This window comes from Mycobacterium sp. NGS67, from assembly GCF_059812185.1.
The window spans coordinates 15,809-41,415 of the sequence record NZ_JCALCF010000020.1; the positions used below are offsets into that span (position 1 = coordinate 15,809).

Sequence of the window (25,607 nt, forward strand, 5' to 3'; positions counted from 1 at the left end):
CGTGAGCACCGTCGGATTTGACGCCCCGGCACGTCTGGGGACCTTGTTGACCGCGATGGTGACACCGTTCGACGCCGACGGCGCCCTGGACGCCAGGGCCGCCGCCCGGGTGGCCAATCACCTGGTAGATCAGGGCTGCGATGGTTTGGTCGTCTCGGGAACCACCGGAGAGTCTCCGACCACCACCGACGACGAGAAGCGCGAGCTACTGAGGGTCGTCCTGGAGGCGGTCGGCGACCGGGCGCGGATCATCGCCGGGGCCGGCACCTACGACACCGCGCACAGCATCAAGCTCGCCCAGGCTGCTGCGGCCGAGGGCGCGCACGGACTGCTGGTCGTCACCCCGTACTACTCCAGGCCCCCTCAGCGCGGGTTGCAGGCGCACTTCACTGCCGTCGCCGATGCCACCGACCTGCCGATCGTGCTCTACGACATTCCGCCCCGCTCGATCGTGCCGATCGACCCCGACACCCTGCGGGCGCTGGCGTCGCACCCCAACATCGTGGGGGTCAAGGACGCCAAGGCCGACCTGCACAGCGGGGGACAGATCATCGCCGAGACCGGGCTGGCCTACTACTCCGGCGACGACGCCCTCAACCTGCCGTGGCTGGCCATGGGCGCCACCGGATTCATCAGCGTCATCTCCCACTTGGCGGCCGGTCAGCTGCGAGAACTGTTGTCGGCGTTCAATTCTGGAGACATCGCCACCGCGCGGAAGATCAACGTCTCGGTCGGCTCGCTGTGCAACGCGATGGCCCGCCTGGGTGGGGTGACGTTGTCCAAGGCCGGCTTGCGCTTGCAGGGCATCGACGCCGGCGAGCCGCGGCTGCCGCAAGTTGCGGCGACACCGGAGCAACTCGAGGCACTGGCTGCCGACATGCGTGCGGCGTCCGTGCTCAGGTGAGTCAAGCGTGAACGAGGAACTCACCCCGCCCGGTCCCCTCGCCGCGGGCGGACTGCGGGTCACCGCGCTCGGCGGCATCAGCGAAATCGGCCGCAATATGACGGTTTTCGAGCACCTGGGCCGGCTCCTGATCATTGACTGCGGGGTGATGTTCCCCACCCACGACGAGCCCAGTGTCGACCTGATCCTGCCCGACCTGCGTCACATCGAAGACCGGCTCGACGACATCGAAGCGCTGGTGCTGACCCACGCCCACGAAGACCACATCGGCGCGATCCCGTTCCTGCTCAGGCTGCGCCCCGACATCCCGGTCGTCGGTTCCAAGTTCACCCTGGCTCTGGTGTCCGCCAAGTGCCGCGAACACCGCATCAAGCCGGTGTTCGTCGAGGTCAAAGAGGGGCAAAGCACTCGGCATGGCGTATTCGAATGCGAATACTTCGCCGTCAACCACTCCATCCCGGACGCGCTGGCCATCGCTGTCTACACCGGAGCGGGCACCGTCCTGCACACCGGTGACATCAAGCTCGACCAGCTGCCACTCGACGGACGCCCCACCGACCTGCCCGGCATGTCGCGGCTCGGCGACGCCGGAGTCGATCTGTTCCTGTGTGACTCGACCAACGCCGAACACCCCGGTGTCGGGCCTTCGGAAAGCGAGATCGGTCCGACCCTGCACCGCCTGATCCGGGGCGCCGACGGGCGGGTCATCGTCGCCTGTTTCGCCTCCAACGTCGACCGGGTGCAGCAGATCATCGACGCCGCAGTCGCTTTGGGACGTCGGGTGTCGTTCGTCGGCCGGTCCATGGTGCGCAACATGGCGATCGCCCGCGAACTGGGTTTCCTGCGAGTCGCCGACTCGGACCTGATCGACATCGCCGCGGCTGAAATGCTGCCGCCCGACCAGGTGGTGCTGGTCACCACCGGCACCCAGGGCGAACCGATGGCGGCGCTGTCTCGGATGTCGCGAGGTGAGCACCGCAGCATCACCCTGACCGCCGGCGACCTGATCGTGCTGTCCTCGTCACTCATCCCCGGCAACGAGGAGGCCGTCTACGGCGTGATCGACGCACTGGCCAAGATCGGCGCCCGGGTGGTCACCAACGCCCAAGCGCGCGTGCATGTTTCGGGTCACGCCTATGCCGGTGAGTTGCTGTTCCTCTACAACGGGGTACGTCCGCGCCACGTCATGCCGGTGCACGGAACGTGGCGGCACCTGCGGGCCAACGCCAAACTGGCCGCCAGCACCGGGGTGCCCGAGGACTCAATCCTGTTGGCGGAGAACGGTGTCAGCGTGGACCTGGTGGCCGGCAAGGCGTCGATCGCCGGCGCGGTGCCGGTCGGCAAGATGTTCGTCGACGGTCTGATCACCGGCGACGTCGGCGATATCACGTTGGGGGAGCGGCTCATCCTGGCGTCCGGTTTCGTCGCGGTGACCGTGGTGATCCAGCGCGGCACCGGCAAACCGGCGGCGCCGCCGCACCTGCATTCGCGCGGATTCTCCGAGGACCCCAAGGCGCTGGAACCTGCCGTGCGCAAGGTGGAGGCCGAGCTGGAAGTGTTGGCGGCCGACAACGTCGTCGACCCGATCCGGATCGCCCAGGGCGTGCGTCGCACCGTCGGCAAATGGGTCGGCGAGACCTACCGCCGACAGCCGATGATCGTGCCGACCGTCATCGAGGTCTAAACCTTCTCCGCGTACCCCGACCACTCGATCTGCGAGGCCGTGAGCCTGCGTCCGGTAGGCGCGAGGTAGCGTTCGACGATCTCGTCGGGACCGATCTGCTCCACCAGTCGCCAGCCGTACTCGTGCAGGAACGCGGCGATCTCGTCGGGCGCAATGCCCCAGTGCCACAACCGATGTCGTTGGCGCACCGAACGGTACAGCGCGCGGGAGCCATACCGGTTCGTGCCGTCGATGAAGTCGCGGCGAACGTAGGTGAAGGCCAGGCGACTGCCCGGCGCCGTCGCGCGCAGTCCCGCCAGGGTGGTGCGGACGGCGTCCTCGGTGAGGTACTGGGTCACGCCCTCCCAGATCAGGAACACCCGGTAGTCGGGGCGGTAGCCGTGTTCGGCCAACGCGGTCAGCAGATCGTCACGCTCGAAATCCATTGCGACCAACCGAACTGACAGCGGCAGCTCGCCCAGTACCCGTCGCACCGTCTTGGCCTTGCAGGCGATGTTGGCCGGCAGGTCCACCTCGAACACCGGCTTCCGGACCCGCCGGGTCAACCGGTAGGCCCGGGTGTCCAGTCCCGCGCCCAGGATCACGACCGCGTCGACGTCGTCGAGTGCCCCGGCAAGCTTGTCGGCGATGAATTGTTTGCGGCACGTCAAATTGGCCCACAACCCGCGACCGGTGAACTCCGATACACCGATCAGTGCGCGCCGGAACGGTGCGAGCCGGGTGGCGGCGACGAGCCAGCGCAACGGAGCGGGAAGGAACAACCCGGCCAGGTCGTCGTCCACCAGTCTGCGGTCGCCGGACTCGTTCTGTTCTATCGCTGCCAGCACCATCGGCCCGAAAGCCGTGCGCGCCGCGGGATTCGGAGCCATTGGTCAGCGCTTGTTGACCGAGCCGGCGTCGACCGGCAGCGTCACACCGGTGATGTAGCGAGCCTGGTCGGACACCAACCAGGCCACCGCGTTGGCGATGTCGTCGGCCTGCAGGATCTGCACCGGCAACGCGTTGCTCATGCCCGGCGCCGAACCCGACTCGGCAACCAGGTCGGCCAGCCACTTGAGGGTGAATTCGTTGTTGATCATCGGGGTGTTGACCCCGGACGGGTGCACCGAGTTCACGCGGATGCTGTGTTTGGCAAGCAGATTGGCGTACAGACGCATCAGGCCGACCAGGCCGTGCTTGGCGGCCGCGTAGCCCAGGGAGCCGGCGTCACCACTGCCCACACCCGCGAGTCCGGCGGCCGAGCTGATCAGCACGATCGACCCGCCGTCACCGTGCTCGACCAGAGCCGGTATCGACACGTCGACGGTGTGGTAGGCGCCGGTGAGGTTGACGTCGATGACGTCGCGCCAGCCGTCCGCGGACTGCATCGGCGCGATGCCGGCGTTGACCACCACGATGTCGAGCCGGCCCAATTCGTCGAGCCCGGCCTGCAGGGCGGCCGCCAATCCCGCGCGGTCCCGCACGTCGGCCTGCCTGGCCACGATCCGCGCCCCGGTGCCCTCGACCAACTGAACGGTGCGGGCCAGGTCTTCGGCGGTGCCCAACGGGTAGGGCACGCTGTCGATCTGGCCGCACAGGTCGACGGCGATCACGTCGGCGCCGTCCCGGGCCAGCCGGACCGCGTACGCCCGTCCCTGGCCGCGCGCGGCACCCGTGATGAACGCGACCTTGCCGGCGAGCGGACCCTCGGCCATCAGGCGCGCAGCTGCCCTTTTTCGCTGTCGCCGGCCGGAATCGGCTGCAACATCTTGATGTCCGGGGCGCCGGCCAGGTGCTCGCCGGCCGCGGTGAACATCTTTCCGATCGCCGGCGACGTGCTGTGCGTCTTCAGCGCCTCCTCGTCGGCCCACTGCTCGACGAACACGAAGGTCTCGCCGGTCTGGTGCAGCGAATACAACTGGCAGCCGGGCTCGTCGTGCACCTCTTGCACCGCGGTGGTGAGGATCTCGCGGACAGTGTCGACCGACTCCGGTTTGACGGTGAGGGTGGCGACCACGACGACGGGCATGCTGGGACTCCTGACGACTCTGGCGGGGCAGCGGGTATGACGTGGCCAAACGGGCTGGCCGGTTGACACCCTACTCACGCCGTCAGGTCACCGAACGAGCACATCGCGATCAATGCGCTGTTACCAGTGTGGCGGTTGGTGCAGATGAGGTCACTGGGACTAGGCTTGCGGTCATGGCCAGTAAGACCGCCGCCAGTTCCGGTGCCCGAACGAGCCGGCCCAAGGGCGCTTCGGGGGCCGGAGCCCGAAGTGCGCGTTCGGGTGCGCCGACGCGGGCCTCCAAGAAGCGCCCCGGCAAGCCCGTCAAGCGGGTCTCCAGGCCTGCCAAGCGGCGCAACCAGTCGCTACTGGTCTCGGCCGGGATCAAAGGCGGTCGCGCCGCCCGCGCGACCTGGATGATGGCCGCCAAAGCCACCGGAGGCGCGGCACGCTCGATCGGCCAGGCCCGGCACATCGAACCGGGTCACCGTCGCGACGGAATCGCGCTGGCCCTGCTCGGCTTTGCCGTCATCGTCGCCGCGGGTTCGTGGTTCGGCGCCGCCCGTCCGGTGGGCGCGTGGTTGGACGCGGGGCTGCGGATGTGCGTCGGCTCGGCAGTCCTGCTGCTGCCGCTGGTCGCGGCGGCGACGGCGGTCGTGCTGATGCGCACCGAGCCTGATCCCGACGCCCGACCCCGGTTGATCCTGGGCTCCACCCTGATCGCGCTGTCGTTCCTGGGCCTGCGGCACCTGTGGGCGGGATCGCCCGAGGAGCCCGAATTGCGCCGGCGGGCAGCCGGATTCGTTGGGTTCGCCATCGGCGGGCCCCTCTCGGATGGACTCACGCCGTGGATCGCCGCGCCGATGTTGTTCATCGGCGCGCTGTTCGGGTTGTTGTTGCTGGCCGGCATCACCGTCCGCGAAGTGCCTGATGCCTTGCGGCGCATGTTCGGTACCCGCCTGTTCCAGGACGAGTACGAGGACGACTACGACCAGGACTTCGCGGAGGACTTCGCCGGTGACGACGCCGACACCGTGGAAGTCGCACCGCGCGAGGACTTTTCCGACGGCTACTACGACCAGCCGGTAGACGACGCGCCGGTGGCGTGGCCGTCGGTGCAGGAGGCTCCGGCCGAGGACGACACACCGACGACGCCGGAACCCGCAGTTGCCCGAAACCGCAAGTCGCGCAAGGACACTGAAGTCCTGGACCGCGTCGTGGAGGGCCCCTACGTGCTGCCGCCGCTGGATCTGCTGGTCGTCGGTGATCCGCCGAAGAAGCGCAGCGCCGCCAACAACCACATGGCGGGCGCCATCGGGGACGTGCTGACCCAGTTCAAGGTCGACGCGGCCGTCACCGGCTGCACCCGCGGCCCGACCGTCACCCGCTACGAGGTCGAGCTGGGACCCGGGGTCAAGGTCGAGAAGATCACCGCCCTGCAGAAGAACATCGCCTACGCGGTGGCCACTGAGAGCGTGCGCATGCTGGCGCCGATCCCGGGCAAATCCGCCGTCGGCATCGAGGTGCCCAACACCGACCGCGAGATGGTGCGGCTGGCCGACGTGCTGACCGCGCCGTCGACCCGTCGGGACCACCACCCGCTGGTCATCGGCCTGGGCAAAGACATCGAGGGTGACTTCATCTCGGCGAACCTGGCCAAGATGCCGCATCTGCTGGTCGCCGGGTCCACCGGCTCGGGCAAGTCCAGCTTCGTCAACTCCATGCTGGTGTCGTTGCTGACCCGGGCCACCCCCGAGGAGGTCAGGATGATCCTGATCGACCCGAAGATGGTGGAACTGACGCCGTACGAAGGCATTCCGCACCTGATCACCCCGATCATCACCCAGCCCAAGAAGGCGGCGGCCGCGTTGGCGTGGCTGGTCGAGGAGATGGAGCAGCGTTACCAGGACATGCAGGCCTCCCGGGTGCGCCACATCGACGACTTCAACGCCAAGGTGCGCTCCGGCGCGATCACGGCGCCGTTGGGCAGCCAGCGTGAGTACCGGCCCTACCCCTATGTGCTGGCGATCGTCGACGAGTTGGCCGACCTGATGATGACCGCCCCGCGCGACGTCGAGGACGCGATCGTGCGGATCACCCAGAAAGCGCGGGCGGCCGGCATCCATCTGGTGCTGGCCACGCAGCGCCCGTCGGTCGACGTGGTCACCGGGCTGATCAAGACCAACGTGCCGTCGCGGCTGGCGTTTGCGACGTCGTCGCTGACCGACAGCCGGGTGATCCTGGACCAGGCCGGCGCCGAGAAGCTGATCGGCATGGGCGACGGCCTGTTCCTGCCGATGGGCGCGAGCAAGCCGGTCCGGCTGCAGGGCGCCTACATCAGCGACGAAGAGATCCAGGCCGTCGTCGCCGCCTGCAAGGATCAGGCCGAACCGGAATACACCGAGGGCGTCACGGCCGCGAAACCCACCGGCGAGCGGACCGACGTCGACCCGGACATCGGCGACGACATGGATGTGTTCCTGCAGGCCGTGGAACTGGTGGTGTCCAGCCAGTTCGGTTCGACGTCGATGCTGCAGCGCAAGCTGCGGGTCGGGTTCGCCAAAGCGGGCCGGCTGATGGATCTGATGGAGACCCGCGGCATCGTCGGCCCCAGCGAAGGGTCCAAGGCCCGCGAGGTGCTGGTCAAACCCGACGAACTGGCCGGGACACTAGCGCTGATCCGCGGCGGCACTTCTGAGGCCGAGCAGACGTAAAAGCCCCCGTTTCGCGCCTCAATTAGGGGCCTTCGCGTCTGCTCGCGCTACAAAACCAGCAGCATGCGGGAGTTGCCCAACGTGTTGGGCTTCACGTAGCTCAGGTCGAGGAACTCCGCGACGCCGATGTCGTAGGAGCGGCACATCTCCTCGAACACCTCGGCCGTGACCGGTGTGCCTTCGATCTCGGTGAACCCGTGCCTGCCGAAGAACTCGGTCTCGAACGTCAACACGAACAACCGTTGCAACTGCAACTCACGGGCCACCTCGAGGAGCCGCTCGACGATCGCATGACCGATGCCGTGACCCGTCATGGCGGGGTCGACGGCGACCGTGCGAATCTCGCCGAGATCCGACCACAGCACGTGCAGCGCCCCGCACCCGACGACTTTCCCCTTCTCCCCGGGGTGTTCGGCCACCCAGAATTCCTGGACAGCTTCATAGAGCGTGACGAGATTCTTCTCCAGCAGGATTCTTCCGGAATAGGTGTCGACGAGTTGCTTGATCGCGGGGACGTCGGACGTCCGCGCGCGCCGTACCACCGGTCGACTTTCGGTCACGGAACGACACTATCGACGTCGACCACCGCTTGAGCTGGCCAGCCGTTATTCTGTTGCCGTGTCGGGGCAGCCTGAAACGGGTGAGGTGGCAGGGCCTGCCCGTATCGCCAATCTGGCGAATACTCTGACGCTGCTGCGCCTGGTGCTGGTTCCGATTTTCTTGTACGCGTTGTTCTACGGCGACGGCCACCATACTTATGCCCGGATCGCCGCATGGACGATATTCGCGCTGGCCTGCATTACCGACCGATTCGACGGGCAATTGGCCCGCAACTACGGCATGGCGACCGAGTTCGGCGCGTTCATCGACCCGATCGCGGACAAGACCCTGATCGGTGCGGCACTGATCGGCCTGTCGATGCTCGGCGATCTGCCCTGGTGGGTCACCGTGCTGATCATGACCCGCGAAATCGCCATCACCGTATTGCGACTGGCCGTGATTCGCCGCGGCGTCATTCCCGCGAGCTGGGGCGGCAAGGTCAAGACCCTGGTGCAGGCGGTGGCGATCGGGTTGTTCGTGTTGCCCCTGTCGGGGGTGCTGCACACCGCCGCGCAGGTGGTGATGGGTCTGGCGGTCGTGCTGACGGTGGTCACCGGCATCGACTACGTCGCGTCGACAGTGCGCGAAATGCGCCACACGAGACCCGCTGCCTGAATCCGGACGCCATTCCGGGAACCAACGCGCCCAGCGCCGGCGTTGACCTAAAGTTCCATGCTTTCTGGATGGGATCCGTGGGAGAGAAGCGAAGGAGAGCCCGATGACGTCATTGGTGCGGGAGGTCATTGGCGACGTGCTGCGGGGGACCCGGACGACGCAGGGCCGGACGTTGCGCGAGGTGTCCGATTCGGCGCGGGTGAGTCTCGGATACTTGTCCGAGGTCGAGCGGGGTCGCAAGGAGCCGTCCAGCGAGTTGCTCACCGCGATCTGCGACGCGCTGCACGTCCCGCTGTCGCAGGTACTCATCGATGCGGGGCAGCGGATGGCCGGCGAGGAGCGCGCCGCCCGCAGCGCGGTTCCCAGCATCGACGCCAGCACGAAGGTGGTCATTCCGCCGGTCGCCACGCTCGCCGTTGCCTGATCGCTGACCCGCCCGGCCCCAGATACGCACCATGGGTAGGGCGATGCGCGCTGACCCACTAAATTGGGCTGCAGGGGTAGCGTTGCGGCCCAACCGGCACACAAGAAGCGAAGGCGGAGCTCACTGATGGCCAATCCGTTCGTCAAAGCGTGGAAGTACCTGACGGCGCTGTTCAACTCCAAGATCGACGAGCACGCGGACCCCAAGATCCAGATCCAGCAGGCCATCGAGGAAGCCCAACGGACCCATCAGGCTTTGACCCAGCAGGCTGCGCAGGTGATCGGCAACCAGCGCCAGCTGGAGATGCGCCTCAACCGGCAACTGGCCGACATCGAGAAGCTGCAGGTCAATGTGCGCCAAGCGCTGACCTTGGCCGACCAGGCCGTCGCCAACGGTGACGCCGCCAAGGCGACCGAGTACAACAACGCCGCCGAGGCGTTCGCGGCCCAGCTGGTCACCGCCGAGCAGAGCGTCGAGGACCTCAAGACCCTGCACGACCAGGCGCTGCAGGCGGCGGGGCAAGCCAAGAAGGCCGTCGAACGCAACGCAATGGTGCTGCAGCAGAAGATCGCCGAGCGCACCAAGCTGCTCAGTCAACTCGAGCAGGCCAAGATGCAGGAGCAGGTCAGCGCCTCGCTGCGGTCGATGAGCGAGCTCGCCGCACCCGGCAACGTTCCCAGTCTCGACGAGGTGCGCGACAAGATCGAGCGCCGCTACGCCAACGCGATCGGTTCGGCCGAACTCGCGCAGAGCTCGGTGCAGGGCCGCATGCTCGAGGTCGAACAGGCCGGTGTTCAGATGGCCGGGCATTCCCGGCTGGAGCAGATCCGCGCGTCGATGCGCGGCGAGGCTCTGCCGGCCGGGGGCGCGGCTTCACCCGGGATCAACACGTCCAAGCCGGCCACCGAGACCGGCGGGGCGATCCCCGAGAAGCCTTTCGGTCAGTAAGCGGTCAGTAAGGGGCAGTGATGATGGCGAGGTCGGATCGGCACGGGCTGTGGCGGCGGCTGCTGCAGCGCGGATTCGACACCTTGGCCGACGTGTCCGACCTGGTTGCGCGAAAAATCAACGCAGCATCCGATCCCCGCGCCCGTCTGCTGCGCCGCCGTCGGCGCGCGCTGCGCTGGGCGTGGATCTTCACCGCCGGGGTGGCATTCTGGGCGTTGGTGACAGCCGTGCTGGCGGCGTGGGGCTGGTTCGCGTTGCTGCTGCAGATCACCGGCGCGGTGGCCGTCCTGATGGTGATCCCGGCGACGCTGTTGTTCTTCCGCTACTACTGGCTGAAGTCCGAGCCGCTGCCGGCGCAGCGTCCGGCCGGCGCCCGTCGGCTGCCACCATCGGGTTCGGCCGCACGACCGGCGATGTACGCACTGGGCGCCTCAGAGCGCGGCTTCTATTCGCTGCTCGGCGTGATCGAGCGGGGTGCGATGCTTCCGGCTGACGAGATCACCGACCTCACCGACGCCGCCAAGCGAACCTCAGCGGCGATGGCAGCCACCGCGGCCCAGGTGGTGTCGATGGAACGTGCCGCGCAGTCCTCGAAATCGTCGCGCGACTATCTGGTGCCGACCATCAACGCCTACACCGCGCAGCTCGGCGCGGGTGTCCGTCAGTACAACGAGATGGTCACCGCCGCGGCGCATCTGGTCTCGTCGGCGAACGGCGACGGTGCCGGCGGCGGCGTGGTCATGCTGACCCAGCAGCGCTACCGCGACGAACTCGTGGGCGCCACCGACCGTCTGTCGGGTTGGGCGCAGGCGTTCGACGAGCTCGGCGGCTTGAGAAAAGCTCAGTAGCTAGAGCGTGGGCCGCAGCGACGGGATGGCAATGCCGGCCACGCCACGCGCGATCGCCTTCAGGAAGTCGAAGGCATCGAAGTAGTCCCGCCACAGGGTGATTCGGCCGTCGCGGAGCTCGAAGATCCCGCAGACCCAGAACTGCAGTCGCAGCGGTCCGAGAATCAGCGCGTCGGTGCGCTCGGTCAGCACCGCGTTGCCGTCGGCGGCCACGCGGTGGAACTTCACCTCGAAGCCGATGCGGCCTTCCATCTTGCGGAACAGCTTGCCCACCTTGCGCCCGCCGCGCATCCGGGAGAAGCCGACGTTCTCGTAGACGAGGTCGTCGGCCAATGCGGCCTCCGCGGTGTCGAAGTCCTCGTCCTGCAGTGCGTACAGGAATCCCTCGACCGTGCGGATGTTGTCGTCGGTCGTTGTCTGAGTCAGCTCGGTCATGCTTGCCAGCGTAGGTGAGGGCGGCTGTGGCAGGGTAGGGCCGATGCGCGTCGCCGTGGTCGCCGGGCCGGATCCCGGGCACTCGTTCCCCGCGATCGCGCTGTGCCAACGCTTCCTGGCTGCCGGCGACACACCGACGCTGCTGACCGGGGTCGAATGGCTGGAAGCCGCCCGCGACGCCGGCGTCGACGCCATCGAGCTGGACGGACTCAAAGCGGTCGACGAGGACGTCGACGCCGGGGCCAGGATTCATCGGCGGGCAGCCCGGATGGCGGTGCTGATCGCGCCGACGCTGGGTGGCCTCGCTCCGGATCTGGTGGTTTCCGACGTCATCACCTCGGGTGGCGGTCTGGCCGCGGAGCTCCTCGGCATCCCGTGGGTCGAGCTCTGCCCACATCCGCTGTATCTGCCGTCCAGGGGATTGCCGCCGATCGGCAGTGGGCTGGCTCCCGGGGTCGGACTGCGCGGCCGACTGCGTGACACCGTGATGCGGGCGCTGACGGCCCGCTCGGTGCGCAAGGGTCTGCAGCAGCGGTCCGCCGTCCGGGTCGACATCGGGCTGCCGGCGCACGATCCGGGGCCGGTACGGCGGTTGATCGCCACGCTGCCGGCGCTGGAAGTGCTGCGCCCGGACTGGCCGGCCGAGGCGGTGGTGGTGGGCCCGCTGCATTTCGAGCCGACCGATCAGGTGCTGGACATTCCATCGGGTTCGGGCCCGGTGGTGATGATCGCGCCGTCGACCGCGGCGACCGGCACGGTGGGTCTGGCCGGACTCGCGCTGAAATGCCTGACGCCGGGGGAGACGCTGCCGACCGGTGCCCGACTGGTGGTCTCGCGACTGGGCGGCGAGGAGCTGACGGTGCCACCGTGGGCGGCGGTGGGGCTGGGCCGGCAGGACGAGCTGTTGAAGCACGCCGACCTGGTGATCGGCGGAGGCGGACATGGACTCGTGGCCAAGGCGTTGCTGGCGGGGGTGCCGCTGGTGGTGGTGCCCGGCGGCGGAGATCAGTGGGAGATGGCCAACCGCGTGGTGCGCCAGGGCAGCGGGCAGCTGATCCGGCCGCTGTCCGCCGACGCGCTGGTGGCCGCGGTGGGTGAGGTGCTGTCGTCGCCCAGCTACCGCGCCGCCGCTCAGCGGGCCGCCGACAGCGCGTCCCGGGTGGCCGATCCGGTGCGGGTGTGCCGCGACGCGCTTGCTTTAGCCGAATAACCGGCTGGGTATCTTGCTGGCGTGCGGTTGACGGAGTTCAACGAACGGGTGGTGCTGCGGTTCGGCGCAGCCTACGGGTCGTCGGTGCTGGTCGATCACGTTCTGAGCGGCTTCGACGGCCGGACCGCGGCGCAGGCCATCGAGGACGGTGTCGAGCCGCGCGACGTGTGGCGGGCGTTGTGCGCCGACTTCGACGTGCCTCGTGACCAGTGGTGATTGTTTGGCCCCCTGTTGACTCTGCGCTCAGGGCGGGGAAATGCGAGAAGACAACGCCCTGAGCGCAGAGTCAATCGGTTAGATGCCGCAGTCCCCGCATTTACCCGCGCCGGGCAGCCGGTAATACAGGCAACAGCTGTGGCGCCGGAAGCCGAGATCGCGGCTGGTGAGCACCCCGGTCCCGGCCAGATCACCGGTGCCTAATAAGGCGATCGTCAGCTGCGTGATCTGCTCACGCAGGTCGGGCCGTGCACCGAGCAGCATCCTTGCGGTTCCCGCCAGCGCGGACGCAATGTTGCCGGAGAGCAGTCCCGGAGCCAGGTCGACGCTCAGTCCGGCTGCGAACCGCGCCATGTGGTCGGTCACCACGACGCGGTAGACCAGTTCGGGGGAGGGGTCGACGGGATCGCCGACGGGGATGGGCAGCCGCAGTTGCGCGCTGTCGTCGGCCCGCTGCAAATCGGTCAGGTGGGGCAGGACGCCGTGGGCGAGCACGCAGGCCAGCACGGGTGACCACAGTCGGGCGGCGTGGCCCAGGTGCACCAAGGACGCGCCGATGCGGCGCTCGGAGGTGCGGTACCGGCCGACGAGGTCGCCGAATCCGTCGGCGTAGGACTGGGTGACCGGGTGCCACCCGACCGGGTCGCCGCCGACGGTCAGGGCGAAAAACCCACCGTAAGAGGAAATCTCGGCCAGCTCCGCGGAGATGTCCATGTGGGGAGATGGTGCCACACGCGGCGTGTCGAACCCCGGTCGAACACATGTTCGTCTACTGTGGTGGCATTCGGTGATCTCGACTTGTCGGTGGCCTTCTCTAGTGTCACGGCCAACCGACCGATACCGGTCACCGAACACACGACTACAGGAGAGGCACCATGGCACAAGCCCCTGACCGCGAGAAGGCTCTCGAACTGGCGATGGCCCAGATCGAGAAGAGTTACGGCAAAGGCTCGGTGATGCGCCTCGGCGACGAGGTGCGTCAGCCGATCTCAGTGATCCCGACGGGGTCCATCGCACTGGACGTCGCCTTGGGTATCGGCGGCCTGCCCCGGGGCCGGGTCATCGAGATCTACGGCCCGGAGTCCTCGGGTAAGACCACCGTGGCGCTGCATGCGGTGGCCAATGCCCAGGCCGCCGGCGGCGTCGCGGCGTTCATCGACGCCGAGCACGCGCTGGATCCGGAGTACGCCAAGAAACTCGGCGTCGACACCGATTCGCTGCTGGTCAGCCAGCCGGACACCGGCGAGCAGGCCCTCGAGATCGCCGACATGCTGATCCGCTCGGGCGCGCTGGACATCGTGGTCATCGACTCGGTGGCCGCACTGGTGCCACGCGCGGAACTCGAAGGCGAGATGGGTGACAGCCATGTCGGTCTGCAGGCCCGGCTGATGAGTCAGGCGTTGCGGAAAATGACTGGCGCACTGAACAATTCGGGCACCACCGCGATCTTCATCAACCAGCTGCGGGAAAAGATCGGCGTGATGTTCGGGAGTCCAGAGACCACCACAGGTGGCAAGGCGCTGAAGTTCTACGCGTCGGTGCGCATGGACGTGCGGCGGATCGAGACGCTCAAGGACGGCACCAACGCGGTCGGCAACCGCACCCGGGTCAAGATCGTCAAGAACAAGGTGTCGCCGCCGTTCAAGCAGGCCGAATTCGACATCCTCTACGGCCGGGGCATCAGCCGGGAAGGCTCGCTGATCGACATGGGGGTGGACCAGGGCTTCATTCGCAAGTCCGGTTCCTGGTTCACCTACGAGGGCGAACAACTCGGTCAGGGCAAGGAAAATGCCCGCAACTTCCTGCTGGAGAACGCCGACATCGCCAACGAGATCGAGAAGAAGATCAAGGAAAAGCTCGGCATTGGCGCAGTGGTGACCGATGACAGCGTCCTGCCCGCCCCCGTCGACTTCTGAGCGGCGCGAGGAGCAGGCGCGGGCATTGTGCCTGCGCCTGCTCACCGCACGTTCCCGGACCAGGGCCGAGTTGGCCGGGCAATTGGCCAGGAAGGGCTTTCCCGACGACGTCAGCACCCGGGTGCTGGACCGGCTGGCCGGCGTCGGACTGGTGGACGACGCTGACTTCGCCGAACAGTGGGTGCGATCCCGACGGGCCAACGCGGGCAAGAGCAAGCGCGCGCTGGCCGCCGAGTTGCACACCAAGGGCGTGGACAACGACGTGATCAGCACGGTGCTGGCCGGGATCGACGCCGGCGCCGAGCGGGACCGCGCCGAGCAGTTGGTGCGGGCCCGGTTGCGCCGGGAGGTGCTGGGCGACGACGACACCAGGGTCACCCGCCGACTGGTCGGGATGCTGGCCCGCCGCGGGTACAGCCAGGCGGTCGCGTGCGAGGTGGTGTTCGGCGAGCTGGCTGCCGAACGGGAGCGCCGACGGGTCTAGCGCGGCCCGTGGCGGACGGGCGCCAGTACCATGGCCCCGTGACTTCGACGGTGGCCCGGCACGTGGCAGACGATGCTGCGTCGGACTCGGCGCGCACCTACCAGGTCCGCATTTACGGCTGTCAGATGAACGTCCACGACTCCGAACGGCTCGCGGGCCTGCTCGAAGCGGCCGGCTATCGACGCGCGCAGGACGGAACCGAAGCCGACATCGTCGTCTTCAACACCTGCGCCGTCCGGGAGAACGCCGACAACAAGCTCTACGGCAACCTCAGCCACCTGGCGCCACGCAAGCGCAGCAATCCCGACATGCAGATCGCGGTCGGGGGCTGTCTGGCCCAGAAAGACCGCGACACCGTGCTGCGCCGGGCGCCGTGGGTCGACGTCGTCTTCGGCACCCACAACATCGGGTCGCTGCCGACGCTGCTCGAACGCGCGCGCCACAACAACGCCGCCCAGGTGGAGATCGCCGAGGCGCTGCAGGAGTTTCCGTCGTCGCTGCCGAGTGCCCGCGAATCCTCTTACGCCGCTTGGGTTTCCATTTCCGTCGGCTGCAACAACAGCTGCACCTTCTGCATCGTCCCGTCGCTGCGGGGCAAGGAGGTCGACCGCAGCCCGTCCGACATCCTGGCCGAAGTCCAGACGCTGGTCGACGACGGCGTGCTCGAAGTCACCCTGCTGGGCCAGAACGTGAACGCCTACGGCGTCTCCTTCGCCGACCCGGCGATACCGCGCAACCGGGGCGCTTTCGCCGAGCTGCTGCGGGCCTGCGGCGACATCGACGGCCTGGAGCGGGTCCGGTTCACCTCGCCGCACCCCGCCGAGTTCACCGACGACGTCATCGAAGCGATGGCCCAGACCCCCAACGTCTGCCCGGCGCTGCACATGCCGTTGCAGTCCGGATCTGATCGGATCCTGCGCGCCATGCGCCGCTCCTATCGCGCCGAGCGCTACCTGGGCATCATCGAACGCGTGCGGGCGGCCATGCCGCACGCCGCCATCACCACCGACCTGATCGTCGGTTTCCCCGGCGAAACCGAAGAGGACTTCGCAGCCACCCTCGACGTCGTGGCCCAGGCTCGCTTCGCCGCCGCGTTCACCTTCCAGTACTCCCAGCGCCCCGGTACCCCGGCCGCGGAGCTGCCCGACCAGCTTCCGAAAGCCGTTGTGCAGGAACGTTATGAACGGTTGGTCGAGCTGCAGGAGCGGATCTCGCTCGAACACAATCGCGCCCTGGTCGGCCGGACCGTCGAGCTGCTCATCGCGACCGGCGAAGGGCGCAAGGATGCCAGCACCGCACGAATGAGCGGGCGGGCACGCGACGGCCGGCTGGTCCACTTCAAAACCGATGGCGAGTCGGTGCGGCCCGGCGACGTCGTCACCGTGCAGGTCACCGATGCCGCTCCGCACCATTTGATCGCCGATGCCGGCATCCTGACCCACCGTCGCACCCGTGCCGGCGATGCTCACGCAACCGGCCGGCGCCCGGGCGGTGTCGGTCTCGGGATGCCCGGCGTCGGGCAGCCCAGCGCCGCGGTCCAGACCCTCGGCTGCCGCGGATAGGCTGGAACGAGATGAGCGAGCAACCGAACGCGGCGGATTTCGACGCCTACCGGTCTGAAATCGAGGCGGCAGAGCGCCGCGTCGCACGGGAGATCGATCCCGGGGCGCGGGCGCTGGTCGTGGCGATCCTGGTTTTCGTTTTGCTGGGATCGTTCGTACTGCCGCACACCGGCAGCGTGCGGGGCTGGGACCTGCTGTTCAACACCCACGGCGCCGTCGGCACCGTGTCGGCGCTGCCGTTGCGGGTCTTCGTCTGGTTGACGCTGGTGTTCGCGGTCGGGTTCTCGATGCTGGCGTTGCTGACCCGGCGCTGGGCGGTGGCCTGGGTGGCGCTGGCGGGTTCGGCGTTGGCCAGCGCAACCGGACTGCTGGCCGTCTGGTCACGACAGACCGTCCCGGCAGGCCATCCTGGCCCGGGTATCGGGCTGTTCGTCTGCTGGATCTCGGTAATCCTGCTGGCGTTCCACTGGGCGCGAGTGGTCTGGCAGCGCACCATCGTGCAACTGGCCGCCGAGGAACAGCGTCGCCGAGTGGTCGCGCAACACCAGTCCAAAACGCTGTTGGACAACCTGGACCAGACCGACAAACCCGACCCGGACGGCGGCTAGGACCTGCGGGTCAGCGCTTTGGCAGCGGCATCCGCCCACTGCCGCCACTGCTCGGCATTCGCCTTCGCCGTTTCGGCTTCCTTGGTCTTGCCGGCGGCCACAGCCTTCGCAGCCTGCTGCTCGTACTGCTCGGCGCGCGAGCGGAACTGCTCGGCGCGGGCCTGCGCCTGCGGGTCGGTGCGGTCCGCCTCCCCGGCATCGCGCACCTTCTTCTCCACCGCGCGCAGCCGTCGCTCGAGATCCGCGGACCGTTCCCGCGGCACCTTGCCGATCGCGTCCCACTTGTCACCGATCGTGCGCAACGCGGCCCGGGCGGCGTCCTGGTTGCTGGGATCGATCTTCTCGGCCTCGGCCAGCAGCGCCTCCTTGGCGACGGCGTTGGCGCGCAACTCGGCGTCCTTCTCCGCGGTGACGGCATTGCGTGCGGTGAAGAAGGAATCCTGTGCCGCCTTGAACCGGCGCCACAGCGCGTCGTCGACGTCCTTGCTGGCGCGCCCCGCTGCTTTCCATTCCGTCAGGAGTTTGCGGAACTCCGCGCTGGTGGCGGCCCAGTCCGTGGAGTCCGACAACGATTCGGCGCGCTGGCACAGCCGCTCCTTGGCCTGGCGCACACCCGAGCGCTCCCGATCCAGTTCGGCGAAGTGGGATCCGCGCCGCCGGTTGAAGGTCTCACGGGCACTCGAGTAACGCTTCCACAGCGCGTCGTCGACCTTACGGTCCAGTCCGCTGATCGTCTTCCACTCCTCGAGGATGGCGCGCAGACGGTCGCCGGCAACCTTCCACTGGGTGGAGTTGGCGGCCAGATCTTCGGCCTCGACGGCGAGCGCCTCCTTGCGGGCGGTCTGCGCGGCCCGATGCTCTTCGCGACGGGATCGGTGCGCGGTGACGTAGACGTCGATGCGGGCGCGAATGTCGGACAACCGGCCGGCCAGCGCGTCCACGTCGCCGAGCACCGCCGCCGTCGAGAGCGTCTCGGCCAGTGCCGCGGCGTTGGCGTTGATCTTGCGGGGATCTCCGGTCCCGGATACCAGCCGCTCCTCCATCAGGGTGACCTCGGTGGACAGATCGTCGAAACGCCTGCCGAAGTGCGCGAACGCGGCTTCCCGGTCTCCGGCCTGCCACGAGCCGACGACACGCTCGCCGGATCGGCTGATCAACCACACGGTGCCGTCGTCGTCGACCCGGCCGAACCGGTGCGGATCGCTGTGCGGGGCCTTCGCCAGGTGATGTGCGGCCGCGGCGCGGGAACCAGATCCGGGTGCCGGCCCGGGACGTGGCCTCGGACGGGGTCCTGGCACCGGCCTGGCGGCGGATTCACTGATCGACTCTGCGGAGTCGTTGCCACGGGGCTGGTCACCCGTCATAACGCTCGTCACCTATCCTTCTCCGATCGCGCGGTCGACTTCCCGCGCAGCTGCCGCGCGAAGCGGCACCTCGACGGTTGGCAGTTCCGTCTCGGTCGCCAACCGGTTTCCCACAAGTATTGAAGCAGTTCGGCGTGCGCTGCGCGGCCACCTTGGGTCACCGATGCTGTCTGCACCACGGCGACCAGTCGGTGAAGCCGATGGCGGGGGTAACGAATCGGTTCCCGTTCAGTTGCACCGGATAGCCGTCTCAGGCGTGCGGGTACCGTAGCGATGGGCGCGACTCCATCGTGGTGTTCACAGCTGCCACATAGCTAGACCTGGGTGGCGCTCAGTTCGATGAGCAAAGCTGTGGGTCGACAAAGTCGAGTATCGGAGGCGTCGGAAAACGGTAGGCGACCGGCTGAGTCACTGTTCACAGCCGGGGCCGAGCCATAAAGTAGTCGGTTAACTGCCAGTGAAAACCAGGTGTACACACCTGGCACCGTGGGGAACGCTGGTAGCGAAGTTTGGGGAATTGAGGATCGCGATGTCAATGGTTGGTATCGCCGGGGGCATCGCCCTTGTCGCGGCGTTCGCATCGGCAACCGGTGACGTGATCCGGCAGCGCTCCGCCCACGAGATCACCGACGAGGAGGTCGGCCATCTCAAGCTCTTCGGCATGTCGTTGCGCGACCTTCGCTGGTGGACCGGCGGTCTGTGCGCGATCCTGAACTACAGCCTGCAGGCGGTGGCGTTGATCTGGGCATCGGTGATGCTGGTGACCACGCTTCAGGTGACCGCCCTGCTGTTCGCGTTGCCGATCTACTCACGTCTCACCCACCACAAGATCACCCGGTCGGAATGGGTGTGGGCCGTCACGCTGGCCGCGGCCCTGGCGGTGGTCATCAAAGTCGGCGACCCGGCGCACGGCAATGAACGCGCGCCCCTGCTGACCTGGCTGATAGTCGCCGCGGTGATGGGACCGATCCTGGTGTCGTGTCTGATTGCGGCGAAGGTGTGGCACGGACGGCCGCAGGCGGCGGTGCTGTTGGCATTCGTCGCGGGTTCGTCGCTGGCGCTGTTCGCGGTGCTCACCAAGGGTGTCGTCCACGTGCTGCACGACGACGGCCTCGGGGCCGCGCTGACGTCGCCGGAGTTCATTCCGTGGTTGGTGACGATGCTGTGCGGGATGATCTTCCAGCAGTCCGCTTTCCGCGCCGGCGCGCTGACCGCATCGTTGCCGACGATGACCGTCGCCAAGCCCGTGGTGGCCGCGACGCTGGGCATCCTGGTGCTCTCCGAGACGATCGACGCCGACGGCGCAGAGGCTTTCGTCTTGCTCGCGGCCGTCGCCCTGGTGATCGTCGCCACCGTGGCGCTGGCGCGCGGCGAGGCCGCTCAGATCGTCGCCGACGCCGGCGCCGACAGCCCCCGGGACGAGGAACCCGCGCCGTCACCCACCCCGACCGCGATCGCGGCCGATGGCGCCGCCCTCGGGCCCACGCCCGGGTAGGCGGCCCCGACTCCGCACCGGACGTTTAGTTTGGTGGCGTGCTCAGCGCCGTCGCGATCGTGCCGTCCGCGCCGGTGCTCGTCCCCGAACTCGCCGGCGCGGCCGACGCCGAGATCGCCGATCTGAGCGCGGCGGTGACCGCGGCGGCCGCCGTCCTGCCCGCGCGCTGGATCGCCGTGGGCATCGGCGAAACCGATGCGGTGTTCGGCCCCGAAAGTGCGGGCACTTTCGCGGGATTCGGGGTCGACGTGCGGGTCGCGCTGGCACCGCACGCCGGGGATCTGTCCCCGATGAACCTGCCGCTGTGCGCCCTCATCGCGGCTTGGCTGCGCGGCCGGGTCCGACCCGGCGGCAGCGCGCGAGTCCAGGTGTTCGAGGCCGGCCGGGACGCCGCCGACGCGCTGGCCTGCGGGCGCCGGCTGCGCGCCGAGATCGACCGCGACCCCGAACCGGTCGGCGTGCTGATCGTGGCCGACGGCGCCAATACCCTTACCGCCCGCGCACCCGGCGGCTACGACCCCACCGGTGCCGAGGCGCAGCACACCCTCGATGACGCCCTGGCCCGCGGCGACGTCGAGGCCCTGACCCGGCTGCCGGACCGGGTCCTGGGGCGTACGGCGTTCGCGGTGCTGGCCGGCGTGGCCGAGCCCGGCCCCCGTACCGTCAAGGAGCTGTACCGCGGATTCCCTTGCGGTGTCGGCTATTTCGTCGGTGTCTGGCAGCCGTGAGACCGCTGGCAATCGTCGGTCCAACCGGCACCGGCAAGTCGCAACTGGCACTTGACGTCGCCGAGAGGCTCGGCAGCCGGGCGGAGATAGTGAACGCCGACGCGATGCAGCTCTACCGCGGCATGGATATCGGGACCGCCAAGTTGCCCGCCGCGCAGCGCCGCGGCATCCCGCATCACCAACTCGACGTGCTGGACGTCGCCGAGACCGCGACCGTGGCCAACTATCAGCAGGCCGCCGCGGCCGACATCGAAGCGATCCTGGGTCGGGGAGCGGTGCCGATCGTGGTCGGCGGGTCGATGCTCTACCTTCAGTCGCTGCTGGACGACTGGTCGTTTCCGGCGACCGACCCCGCCGTGCGGGCCCGGTGGGAACACCGCCTCGCCGAAATCGGTGTCGGCGAGTTGCACGCCGAACTGGCCCGCCGGGATCCCGCCGCGGCCGCGACGATCCTGCCCACCGACGGCCGCCGCACCGTGCGCGCACTGGAGGTCATCGAACTCACCGGCCAACCGTTCGCCGCGTCGGCACCGCGCATCGGAGCCCCGCGCTGGGGCACGATGATCGTCGGATTAGACTGCGAGACAACGGTTCTCGACGAGCGACTGGCGCGACGCACCGAAACGATGTTCGCCGACGGCCTGGTCGAGGAGGTGCGCGGGTTGCTCACCCGCGGCCTGCGCGAGGGCGTCACCGCATGCCGCGCGCTGGGGTACGCGCAGGTGATCGCGGCGCTGGATGCCGGCGCAACGCTGGCGTCGCTGGAAGACGCGCAGCAGCAGACCTTCGTCGGTACCCGCCGCTATGTGCGACGGCAGCGATCCTGGTTCCGCCGCGATCATCGGGTGCGCTGGATCGACGGGACCGCCTCCGACGCCGTGGACGAGGCGGTGCGGGCATGGCGGCACGTACCCTGATCGGGTGCACTTCGCCAAGGGCCACGGCACCCAGAACGACTTCGTGCTGCTGCCCGACGTCCGGGCCGAGACCGACCTGTCCGCTGCACGGGTCGTCGCGTTGTGCGACCGCCGCCGGGGCTTGGGAGCCGACGGAGTCCTGCGGGTCACCACAGCCGGCGCAGCGCTGACTGTCGGCGCGCTCGATCGGATACCCGACGGGGTAGGCGCCGACGACTGGTACATGGACTACCGCAACGCCGACGGGTCCACCGCACAGATGTGCGGCAACGGTGTGCGGGTTTTCGCACACTACCTGCGGGCCAGCGGGCTGGAGTCGCGCGACGAGTTCGTCGTCGGGTCACTCGCCGGACCGCGGCAGGTCACCATGCACAGCGTCGATGCGTCCAACGCCGACATCACCGTCGACATGGGCAAGGCCAACCGGCTCGGCACCGGCGAAGCGGTGGTGGGCGGCAGGCGATTCACCGGCGTGGCCGTCGACGTGGGCAACCCGCACCTGGCCTGCGTCGACCCGCAGCTGACCCCCGCGGAACTGGCGGCGCTGGACGTCGCGGCGCCGGTCAGCTTCGACCGCGGGCAGTTTCCCGAGGGCGTCAACGTCGAGGTCCTCACCGCACCCGCGCAGGGCGTGGTCTGCATGCGGGTGCACGAACGCGGGGTGGGGGAGACCCGCTCCTGTGGAACCGGGACGGTGGCCGCCGCGGTCGCGGCGTTGGCCACCGAGCACGCCGAGACCGGGACAGTCACCGTGCGGGTGCCCGGCGGCGACGTCGTCGTCACCGTCACAGACGCGACCAGCTTCCTGCGCGGGCCGTCGGTACTGGTGGCGCGCGGGGAACTCGACGACGGCTGGTGGGCGTCGCAAGCCTGATATTCGGGTGCGTCGGCCGTCGCGACGTGCCACCATCGAAATTGCTTATGAATTATCCAGATTCGCCCGAGACGGGCCTACCGGAATCCTTGCCCAGCCTCGGTGAGCTGGCCCTCGAGGATCGATCCGCGCTGCGCCGGGTCGCCGGACTGTCGACCGAACTCACCGACGTCTCCGAGGTCGAGTACCGACAGCTGCGGCTGGAACGGGTGGTGCTGGTCGGGGTGTGGACCGAGGGCAGCGCGTCGGACAACCAGGCCAGCATGGCCGAGCTGGCCGCCCTGGCCGAGACCGCCGGCTCCGAGGTGCTCGAAGGACTCATTCAGCGCCGCGACCGGCCCGACCCGTCCACCTACATCGGCTCGGGCAAGGCCCAGGAGCTGCGCGAAGTGGTGGTGGCCACCGGCGCCGACACGGTGATCTGCGACGGCGAGCTGTCCCCGGCGCAGTTGACCGCGTTGGAGAAGGCGGTCAAGGTCAAGGTCATCGACCGCACCGCGCTGATTCTGGACATCTTCGCCCAGCACGCCACCAGCCGGGAAGGCAAGGCGCAGGTGGCGCTCGCGCAGATGGAGTACATGCTGCCGCGGCTGCGCGGTTGGGGTGAGTCGATGTCGCGCCAGGCCGGTGGCCGCGCCGGCGGCAGCGGCGGCGGGGTGGGCCTGCGCGGTCCGGGTGAGACCAAGATCGAGACCGACCGGCGCCGCATCCGCGAGCGGATGGCCAAGCTGCGTCGCGACATCAAGGCGATGAAGCAGGTCCGCGACACCCAGCGCAGTCGCCGATTGCAGGCCGACATGCCCTCGATCGCCATCGTCGGCTACACCAACGCCGGGAAATCCAGCGTGCTCAACGCGCTGACCGGAGCCGGCGTCCTGGTGCAGGACGCGCTGTTCGCCACCCTGGAACCCACCACCCGGCGCGCCGAATGGGACGACGGCCGGGCGTTCGTGCTCACCGACACCGTCGGCTTCGTCCGGCACCTGCCGACCCAACTGGTGGAGGCGTTCCGGTCCACGTTGGAAGAGGTGGTGGACGCCGACCTGCTGGTGCACGTGGTCGACGGTTCCGACGTCAACCCGTTCGCGCAGATCAGCGCGGTGCGGCAGGTCGTTTCGGAGGTGATCGCGGATCATCACGGCGATGCCGCGCCGGAACTGCTGGTGGTGAACAAGATCGACGCGGCGGACGATTTGATGCTGGCCAGGCTGCGTCACGAACTGCCCGGCGCGGTTTTCGTCTCCGCTCGCACCGGGGAGGGGATCGACGCGCTGCGCCGGCGGATGGCCGAACTCGCGGCGCCGACCGACACCGCGATCGACGTGGTGATCCCCTACGACCGCGGTGATCTGGTGGCCCGGCTGCACTCCGACGGACGGGTGCAGCAGGCCGAGCACCAGGCGGACGGCACCCGGATCCAAGCCAGAGTCCCGTTCGCACTGGCCGCCGCGCTGCAGGAGTTCGCGCCGCGCGCCTAGCGGCGTCCCCGTGCCGACCAACCACCCGGTTGGTATATCTTGGGGCGGAGAGACTTCATCGCCGGAGGTAATCCATGGGTAGTGCCGTCAAATACCAGCGCACACTGTTCGAACCCGAGCACGATCTGTTCCGGGAGTCCTACCGGACCTTCCTGGATCGTCACGTCGCGCCCTACCACGAGGAGTGGGAGAAGGCCAAGATCGTCGACCGCGGGGTGTGGCTGGAGGCCGGCAAACAAGGGTTCCTCGGCATGGCGGTGCCCGAGGAGTACGGCGGCGGGGGCAATCCCGACTTCCGGTACAACACGATCGTCACCGAGGAAACCACCCGCGGCCGCTACAGCGGCATCGGGTTCGGCCTGCACAACGACATCATCGCGCCCTACCTGTTGCACCTGGCCACCGACGAGCAGAAGCAGCGCTGGTTGCCCAAGTTCTGCAGCGGCGAACTGATCACCGCGATCGCGATGACCGAGCCGGGAACGGGCAGCGACCTGCAGGGCATCAAGACCCGAGCGGTCAAAGAAGGCGATCACTACGTACTGAACGGCGCGAAGACGTTCATCACCAACGGGATCAACTCCGACCTGGTGATCGTGGTGGCCCAGACCGACCCCGACAAGGGTGCTCAGGGGTTCAGCTTGCTGGTCGTCGAACGGGGCATGGAGGGCTTCGAGCGGGGCCGCCACCTGGACAAGATCGGCCTGGACGCCCAGGACACCGCCGAGCTGTCGTTCACCGACGTCAAGGTGCCGGCGGAGAACCTGCTCGGCGAAGAAGGCATGGGGTTCATCTACCTGATGCAGAACCTGCCGCAGGAGCGGATCAACATCGCCGTCATGGCCGCCACGGCGATGGAGACCGTGCTGGAAGAGACCTTGCAGTACACCAAGGAGCGCAAGGCATTCCGCAAACCGATCGGCAGCTTCCAGAACAGCCGCTTCCTGCTGGCCGAGCTGGCCACCGAGGCCACCGTGGTGCGCATCATGGTCGACCAGTTCCTGGCGCTGCACCTGGAAGGCAAGTTGACCGCCGAGCAGGCCGCGATGGCCAAGTGGTACTCCACCGAGAAGCAGGTCCACCTGATCGACCGCTGCCTGCAGCTGCACGGCGGATACGGCTACATGCGCGAATACAACGTCGCGCGTGCCTATCTGGACGCTCGGGTGCAGACCATCTACGGCGGGACGACCGAGATCATGAAGGAGATCATCGGCCGCAGCCTGGGCGTCTGACCGAGGCCGCCTCGCGTTGTTCGTCCGCCGGACACATCGCGTACGGACCCGATGCACAACGTTGACGGGATCGAGTCCTGACGTAACGTCGGTGCGTGCGTAGCGCGTGCGTTGACGGGGACGAGGTGCATTCCGTTGCCCGGTGTGCAGGGCCGTCGTGAGCTGGGCTTTGTCCCGCTACGGTAGAGAATTTGCCGGACCGTCGGCGACGATCCGCAGGACCCTCAGCCGGCTCCGGGATTTCTCGCGACACGGACGCAGCACCGCATCATTTCGACATCGGGTCGATATCCGTTTCCGTAATATCTACAATTTGACTTCGCATTTCTCGTTCGCTAGAGCAAAGTTATGCGAGCCCGGC

The 25,607-nt window shown here is 68.2% G+C and carries 26 protein-coding genes; 19 read left to right on the plus strand and 7 right to left on the minus strand.

Annotated features, from left to right (window positions below; all coding sequences use genetic code 11):
• Position 1 precedes the first annotated feature (1 nt).
• Together dapA and AC5Y4D_RS18410 are read left to right on the plus strand one after the other, a co-directional pair.
• Complete coding sequence (dapA, locus tag AC5Y4D_RS18405; RefSeq protein ID WP_499942305.1) at positions 2-904, plus strand: 4-hydroxy-tetrahydrodipicolinate synthase; 903 nt, start codon at positions 2-4, stop codon at positions 902-904.
• Positions 905-911: 7 nt separating this feature from the next.
• Positions 912-2,588: a ribonuclease J gene (locus tag AC5Y4D_RS18410; RefSeq protein WP_500037835.1), complete on the plus strand. Its 1,677-nt coding sequence runs from the start codon at positions 912-914 to the stop codon at positions 2,586-2,588.
• On the opposite strand, the gene AC5Y4D_RS18415 is transcribed toward AC5Y4D_RS18410, so the two are convergent.
• From AC5Y4D_RS18415 to AC5Y4D_RS18425, 3 genes are read right to left on the minus strand one after another with little or no spacing between them, the layout of a single operon-like run.
• The gene (locus AC5Y4D_RS18415) at positions 2,585-3,457 is read right to left on the minus strand and encodes an SAM-dependent methyltransferase (RefSeq protein WP_500037836.1); all 873 of its coding nucleotides are present in this window, start codon (positions 3,455-3,457) and stop codon (positions 2,585-2,587) included. The genes AC5Y4D_RS18410 and AC5Y4D_RS18415 overlap by 4 nt on opposite strands.
• Positions 3,458-3,460: 3 nt before the next feature.
• Positions 3,461-4,282, minus strand: a complete 822-nt coding sequence (locus AC5Y4D_RS18420; protein WP_499942311.1) for a mycofactocin-coupled SDR family oxidoreductase — start codon at positions 4,280-4,282, stop codon at positions 3,461-3,463.
• A complete protein-coding gene (locus AC5Y4D_RS18425; protein ID WP_500037837.1) occupies positions 4,282-4,596 on the minus strand; it encodes a putative quinol monooxygenase in 315 nt (104 codons plus the stop codon). Before AC5Y4D_RS18425 ends, AC5Y4D_RS18420 begins: the two co-directional genes overlap by 1 nt.
• Positions 4,597-4,769: 173 nt before the next feature.
• On the opposite strand from AC5Y4D_RS18425, the gene AC5Y4D_RS18430 reads away from it, so the two are divergent.
• Complete coding sequence (locus tag AC5Y4D_RS18430; RefSeq protein WP_500037838.1) at positions 4,770-7,289, plus strand: FtsK/SpoIIIE family DNA translocase; 2,520 nt, start codon at positions 4,770-4,772, stop codon at positions 7,287-7,289.
• A 47-nt stretch (positions 7,290-7,336) separates the two neighbouring features.
• Here the strand turns inward: AC5Y4D_RS18430 and AC5Y4D_RS18435 are convergent, their stop codons facing one another.
• Positions 7,337-7,849: an amino-acid N-acetyltransferase gene (locus AC5Y4D_RS18435; protein WP_500037839.1), complete on the minus strand. Its 513-nt coding sequence runs from the start codon at positions 7,847-7,849 to the stop codon at positions 7,337-7,339.
• Positions 7,850-7,907: 58 nt separating this feature from the next.
• Here AC5Y4D_RS18435 and pgsA point away from each other — a divergent pair, with 58 nt between their 5' ends.
• From pgsA to pspM, 4 genes are all read left to right on the plus strand, one after another.
• Entirely contained in the window at positions 7,908-8,504 is a 597-nt protein-coding gene (gene pgsA / locus AC5Y4D_RS18440; protein WP_500037840.1) for a CDP-diacylglycerol--glycerol-3-phosphate 3-phosphatidyltransferase, read from the plus strand.
• Between the two features lie 103 nt (positions 8,505-8,607).
• On the plus strand, positions 8,608-8,928 hold the full coding sequence (clgR, locus tag AC5Y4D_RS18445; RefSeq protein ID WP_500037841.1) for a transcriptional regulator ClgR: 321 nt from the start codon (positions 8,608-8,610) through the stop codon (positions 8,926-8,928).
• 126 nt (positions 8,929-9,054) lie between these two features.
• Positions 9,055-9,876 (plus strand): phage shock protein PspA, encoded by an 822-nt coding sequence (gene pspA / locus AC5Y4D_RS18450; protein WP_500037842.1) that lies wholly within the window; start codon positions 9,055-9,057, stop codon positions 9,874-9,876.
• Positions 9,877-9,896: 20 nt separating this feature from the next.
• Positions 9,897-10,724 carry a phage shock envelope stress response protein PspM gene (gene pspM, locus AC5Y4D_RS18455; RefSeq protein ID WP_500037843.1) on the plus strand — a complete coding sequence of 276 codons (828 nt, stop codon included), beginning with the start codon at positions 9,897-9,899 and terminating at the stop codon, positions 10,722-10,724.
• On the opposite strand, the gene AC5Y4D_RS18460 is transcribed toward pspM, so the two are convergent.
• Positions 10,725-11,159 (minus strand): limonene-1,2-epoxide hydrolase family protein, encoded by a 435-nt coding sequence (locus tag AC5Y4D_RS18460; RefSeq protein WP_499942324.1) that lies wholly within the window; start codon positions 11,157-11,159, stop codon positions 10,725-10,727.
• Positions 11,160-11,202: 43 nt separating this feature from the next.
• Here AC5Y4D_RS18460 and AC5Y4D_RS18465 point away from each other — a divergent pair, with 43 nt between their 5' ends.
• Complete coding sequence (locus AC5Y4D_RS18465; RefSeq protein WP_500037844.1) at positions 11,203-12,369, plus strand: glycosyltransferase; 1,167 nt, start codon at positions 11,203-11,205, stop codon at positions 12,367-12,369.
• Between the two features lie 21 nt (positions 12,370-12,390).
• Positions 12,391-12,585, plus strand: coding sequence for a DUF3046 domain-containing protein (locus tag AC5Y4D_RS18470; RefSeq protein ID WP_499942328.1), 195 nt, complete (start codon positions 12,391-12,393; stop codon positions 12,583-12,585).
• Positions 12,586-12,663: 78 nt separating this feature from the next.
• Here AC5Y4D_RS18470 and AC5Y4D_RS18475 read toward each other — a convergent pair whose 3' ends face one another.
• Positions 12,664-13,299, minus strand: a complete 636-nt coding sequence (locus tag AC5Y4D_RS18475) for a (2Fe-2S)-binding protein (protein WP_500037845.1) — start codon at positions 13,297-13,299, stop codon at positions 12,664-12,666.
• Positions 13,300-13,460: 161 nt separating this feature from the next.
• Here AC5Y4D_RS18475 and recA point away from each other — a divergent pair, with 161 nt between their 5' ends.
• From recA to AC5Y4D_RS18495, 4 genes are read left to right on the plus strand one after another with little or no spacing between them, the layout of a single operon-like run.
• Positions 13,461-14,501 carry a recombinase RecA gene (recA, locus tag AC5Y4D_RS18480; RefSeq protein WP_499942331.1) on the plus strand — a complete coding sequence of 347 codons (1,041 nt, stop codon included), beginning with the start codon at positions 13,461-13,463 and terminating at the stop codon, positions 14,499-14,501.
• A complete protein-coding gene (gene recX, locus AC5Y4D_RS18485) occupies positions 14,467-14,985 on the plus strand; it encodes a recombination regulator RecX (protein WP_500037846.1) in 519 nt (172 codons plus the stop codon). Before recA ends, recX begins: the two co-directional genes overlap by 35 nt.
• 38 nt (positions 14,986-15,023) lie before the next feature.
• Positions 15,024-16,547 (plus strand): tRNA (N6-isopentenyl adenosine(37)-C2)-methylthiotransferase MiaB, encoded by a 1,524-nt coding sequence (gene miaB / locus AC5Y4D_RS18490; RefSeq protein ID WP_500037847.1) that lies wholly within the window; start codon positions 15,024-15,026, stop codon positions 16,545-16,547.
• Positions 16,548-16,558: 11 nt separating this feature from the next.
• Positions 16,559-17,155 (plus strand): Rv2732c family membrane protein, encoded by a 597-nt coding sequence (locus tag AC5Y4D_RS18495; protein ID WP_500037848.1) that lies wholly within the window; start codon positions 16,559-16,561, stop codon positions 17,153-17,155.
• On the opposite strand, the gene AC5Y4D_RS18500 is transcribed toward AC5Y4D_RS18495, so the two are convergent.
• Complete coding sequence (locus AC5Y4D_RS18500; protein ID WP_500037915.1) at positions 17,152-18,519, minus strand: DUF349 domain-containing protein; 1,368 nt, start codon at positions 18,517-18,519, stop codon at positions 17,152-17,154. The two genes, AC5Y4D_RS18495 and AC5Y4D_RS18500, sit on opposite strands and share 4 nt — an antisense overlap.
• 529 nt (positions 18,520-19,048) lie before the next feature.
• Here AC5Y4D_RS18500 and AC5Y4D_RS18505 point away from each other — a divergent pair.
• The 6 genes from AC5Y4D_RS18505 (at position 19,049) to AC5Y4D_RS18530 (ending at position 25,246) form a co-directional block, all read left to right on the plus strand.
• Complete coding sequence (locus AC5Y4D_RS18505; protein WP_499942338.1) at positions 19,049-20,014, plus strand: DMT family transporter; 966 nt, start codon at positions 19,049-19,051, stop codon at positions 20,012-20,014.
• Positions 20,015-20,052: 38 nt separating this feature from the next.
• Positions 20,053-20,742: a class III extradiol ring-cleavage dioxygenase family protein gene (locus tag AC5Y4D_RS18510; protein WP_500037849.1), complete on the plus strand. Its 690-nt coding sequence runs from the start codon at positions 20,053-20,055 to the stop codon at positions 20,740-20,742.
• Positions 20,739-21,659, plus strand: coding sequence for a tRNA (adenosine(37)-N6)-dimethylallyltransferase MiaA (gene miaA / locus AC5Y4D_RS18515; RefSeq protein ID WP_500037850.1), 921 nt, complete (start codon positions 20,739-20,741; stop codon positions 21,657-21,659). The genes AC5Y4D_RS18510 and miaA overlap by 4 nt, the downstream gene beginning before the upstream one ends.
• A gap of 4 nt (positions 21,660-21,663) precedes the next feature.
• Positions 21,664-22,533, plus strand: coding sequence for a diaminopimelate epimerase (dapF, locus tag AC5Y4D_RS18520; protein ID WP_500037851.1), 870 nt, complete (start codon positions 21,664-21,666; stop codon positions 22,531-22,533).
• Between the two features lie 47 nt (positions 22,534-22,580).
• A complete protein-coding gene (gene hflX, locus AC5Y4D_RS18525) occupies positions 22,581-24,011 on the plus strand; it encodes a GTPase HflX (protein WP_500037852.1) in 1,431 nt (476 codons plus the stop codon).
• A 74-nt stretch (positions 24,012-24,085) separates the two neighbouring features.
• Positions 24,086-25,246: an acyl-CoA dehydrogenase family protein gene (locus tag AC5Y4D_RS18530; RefSeq protein ID WP_499946290.1), complete on the plus strand. Its 1,161-nt coding sequence runs from the start codon at positions 24,086-24,088 to the stop codon at positions 25,244-25,246.
• Positions 25,247-25,607: the final 361 nt, after the last annotated feature.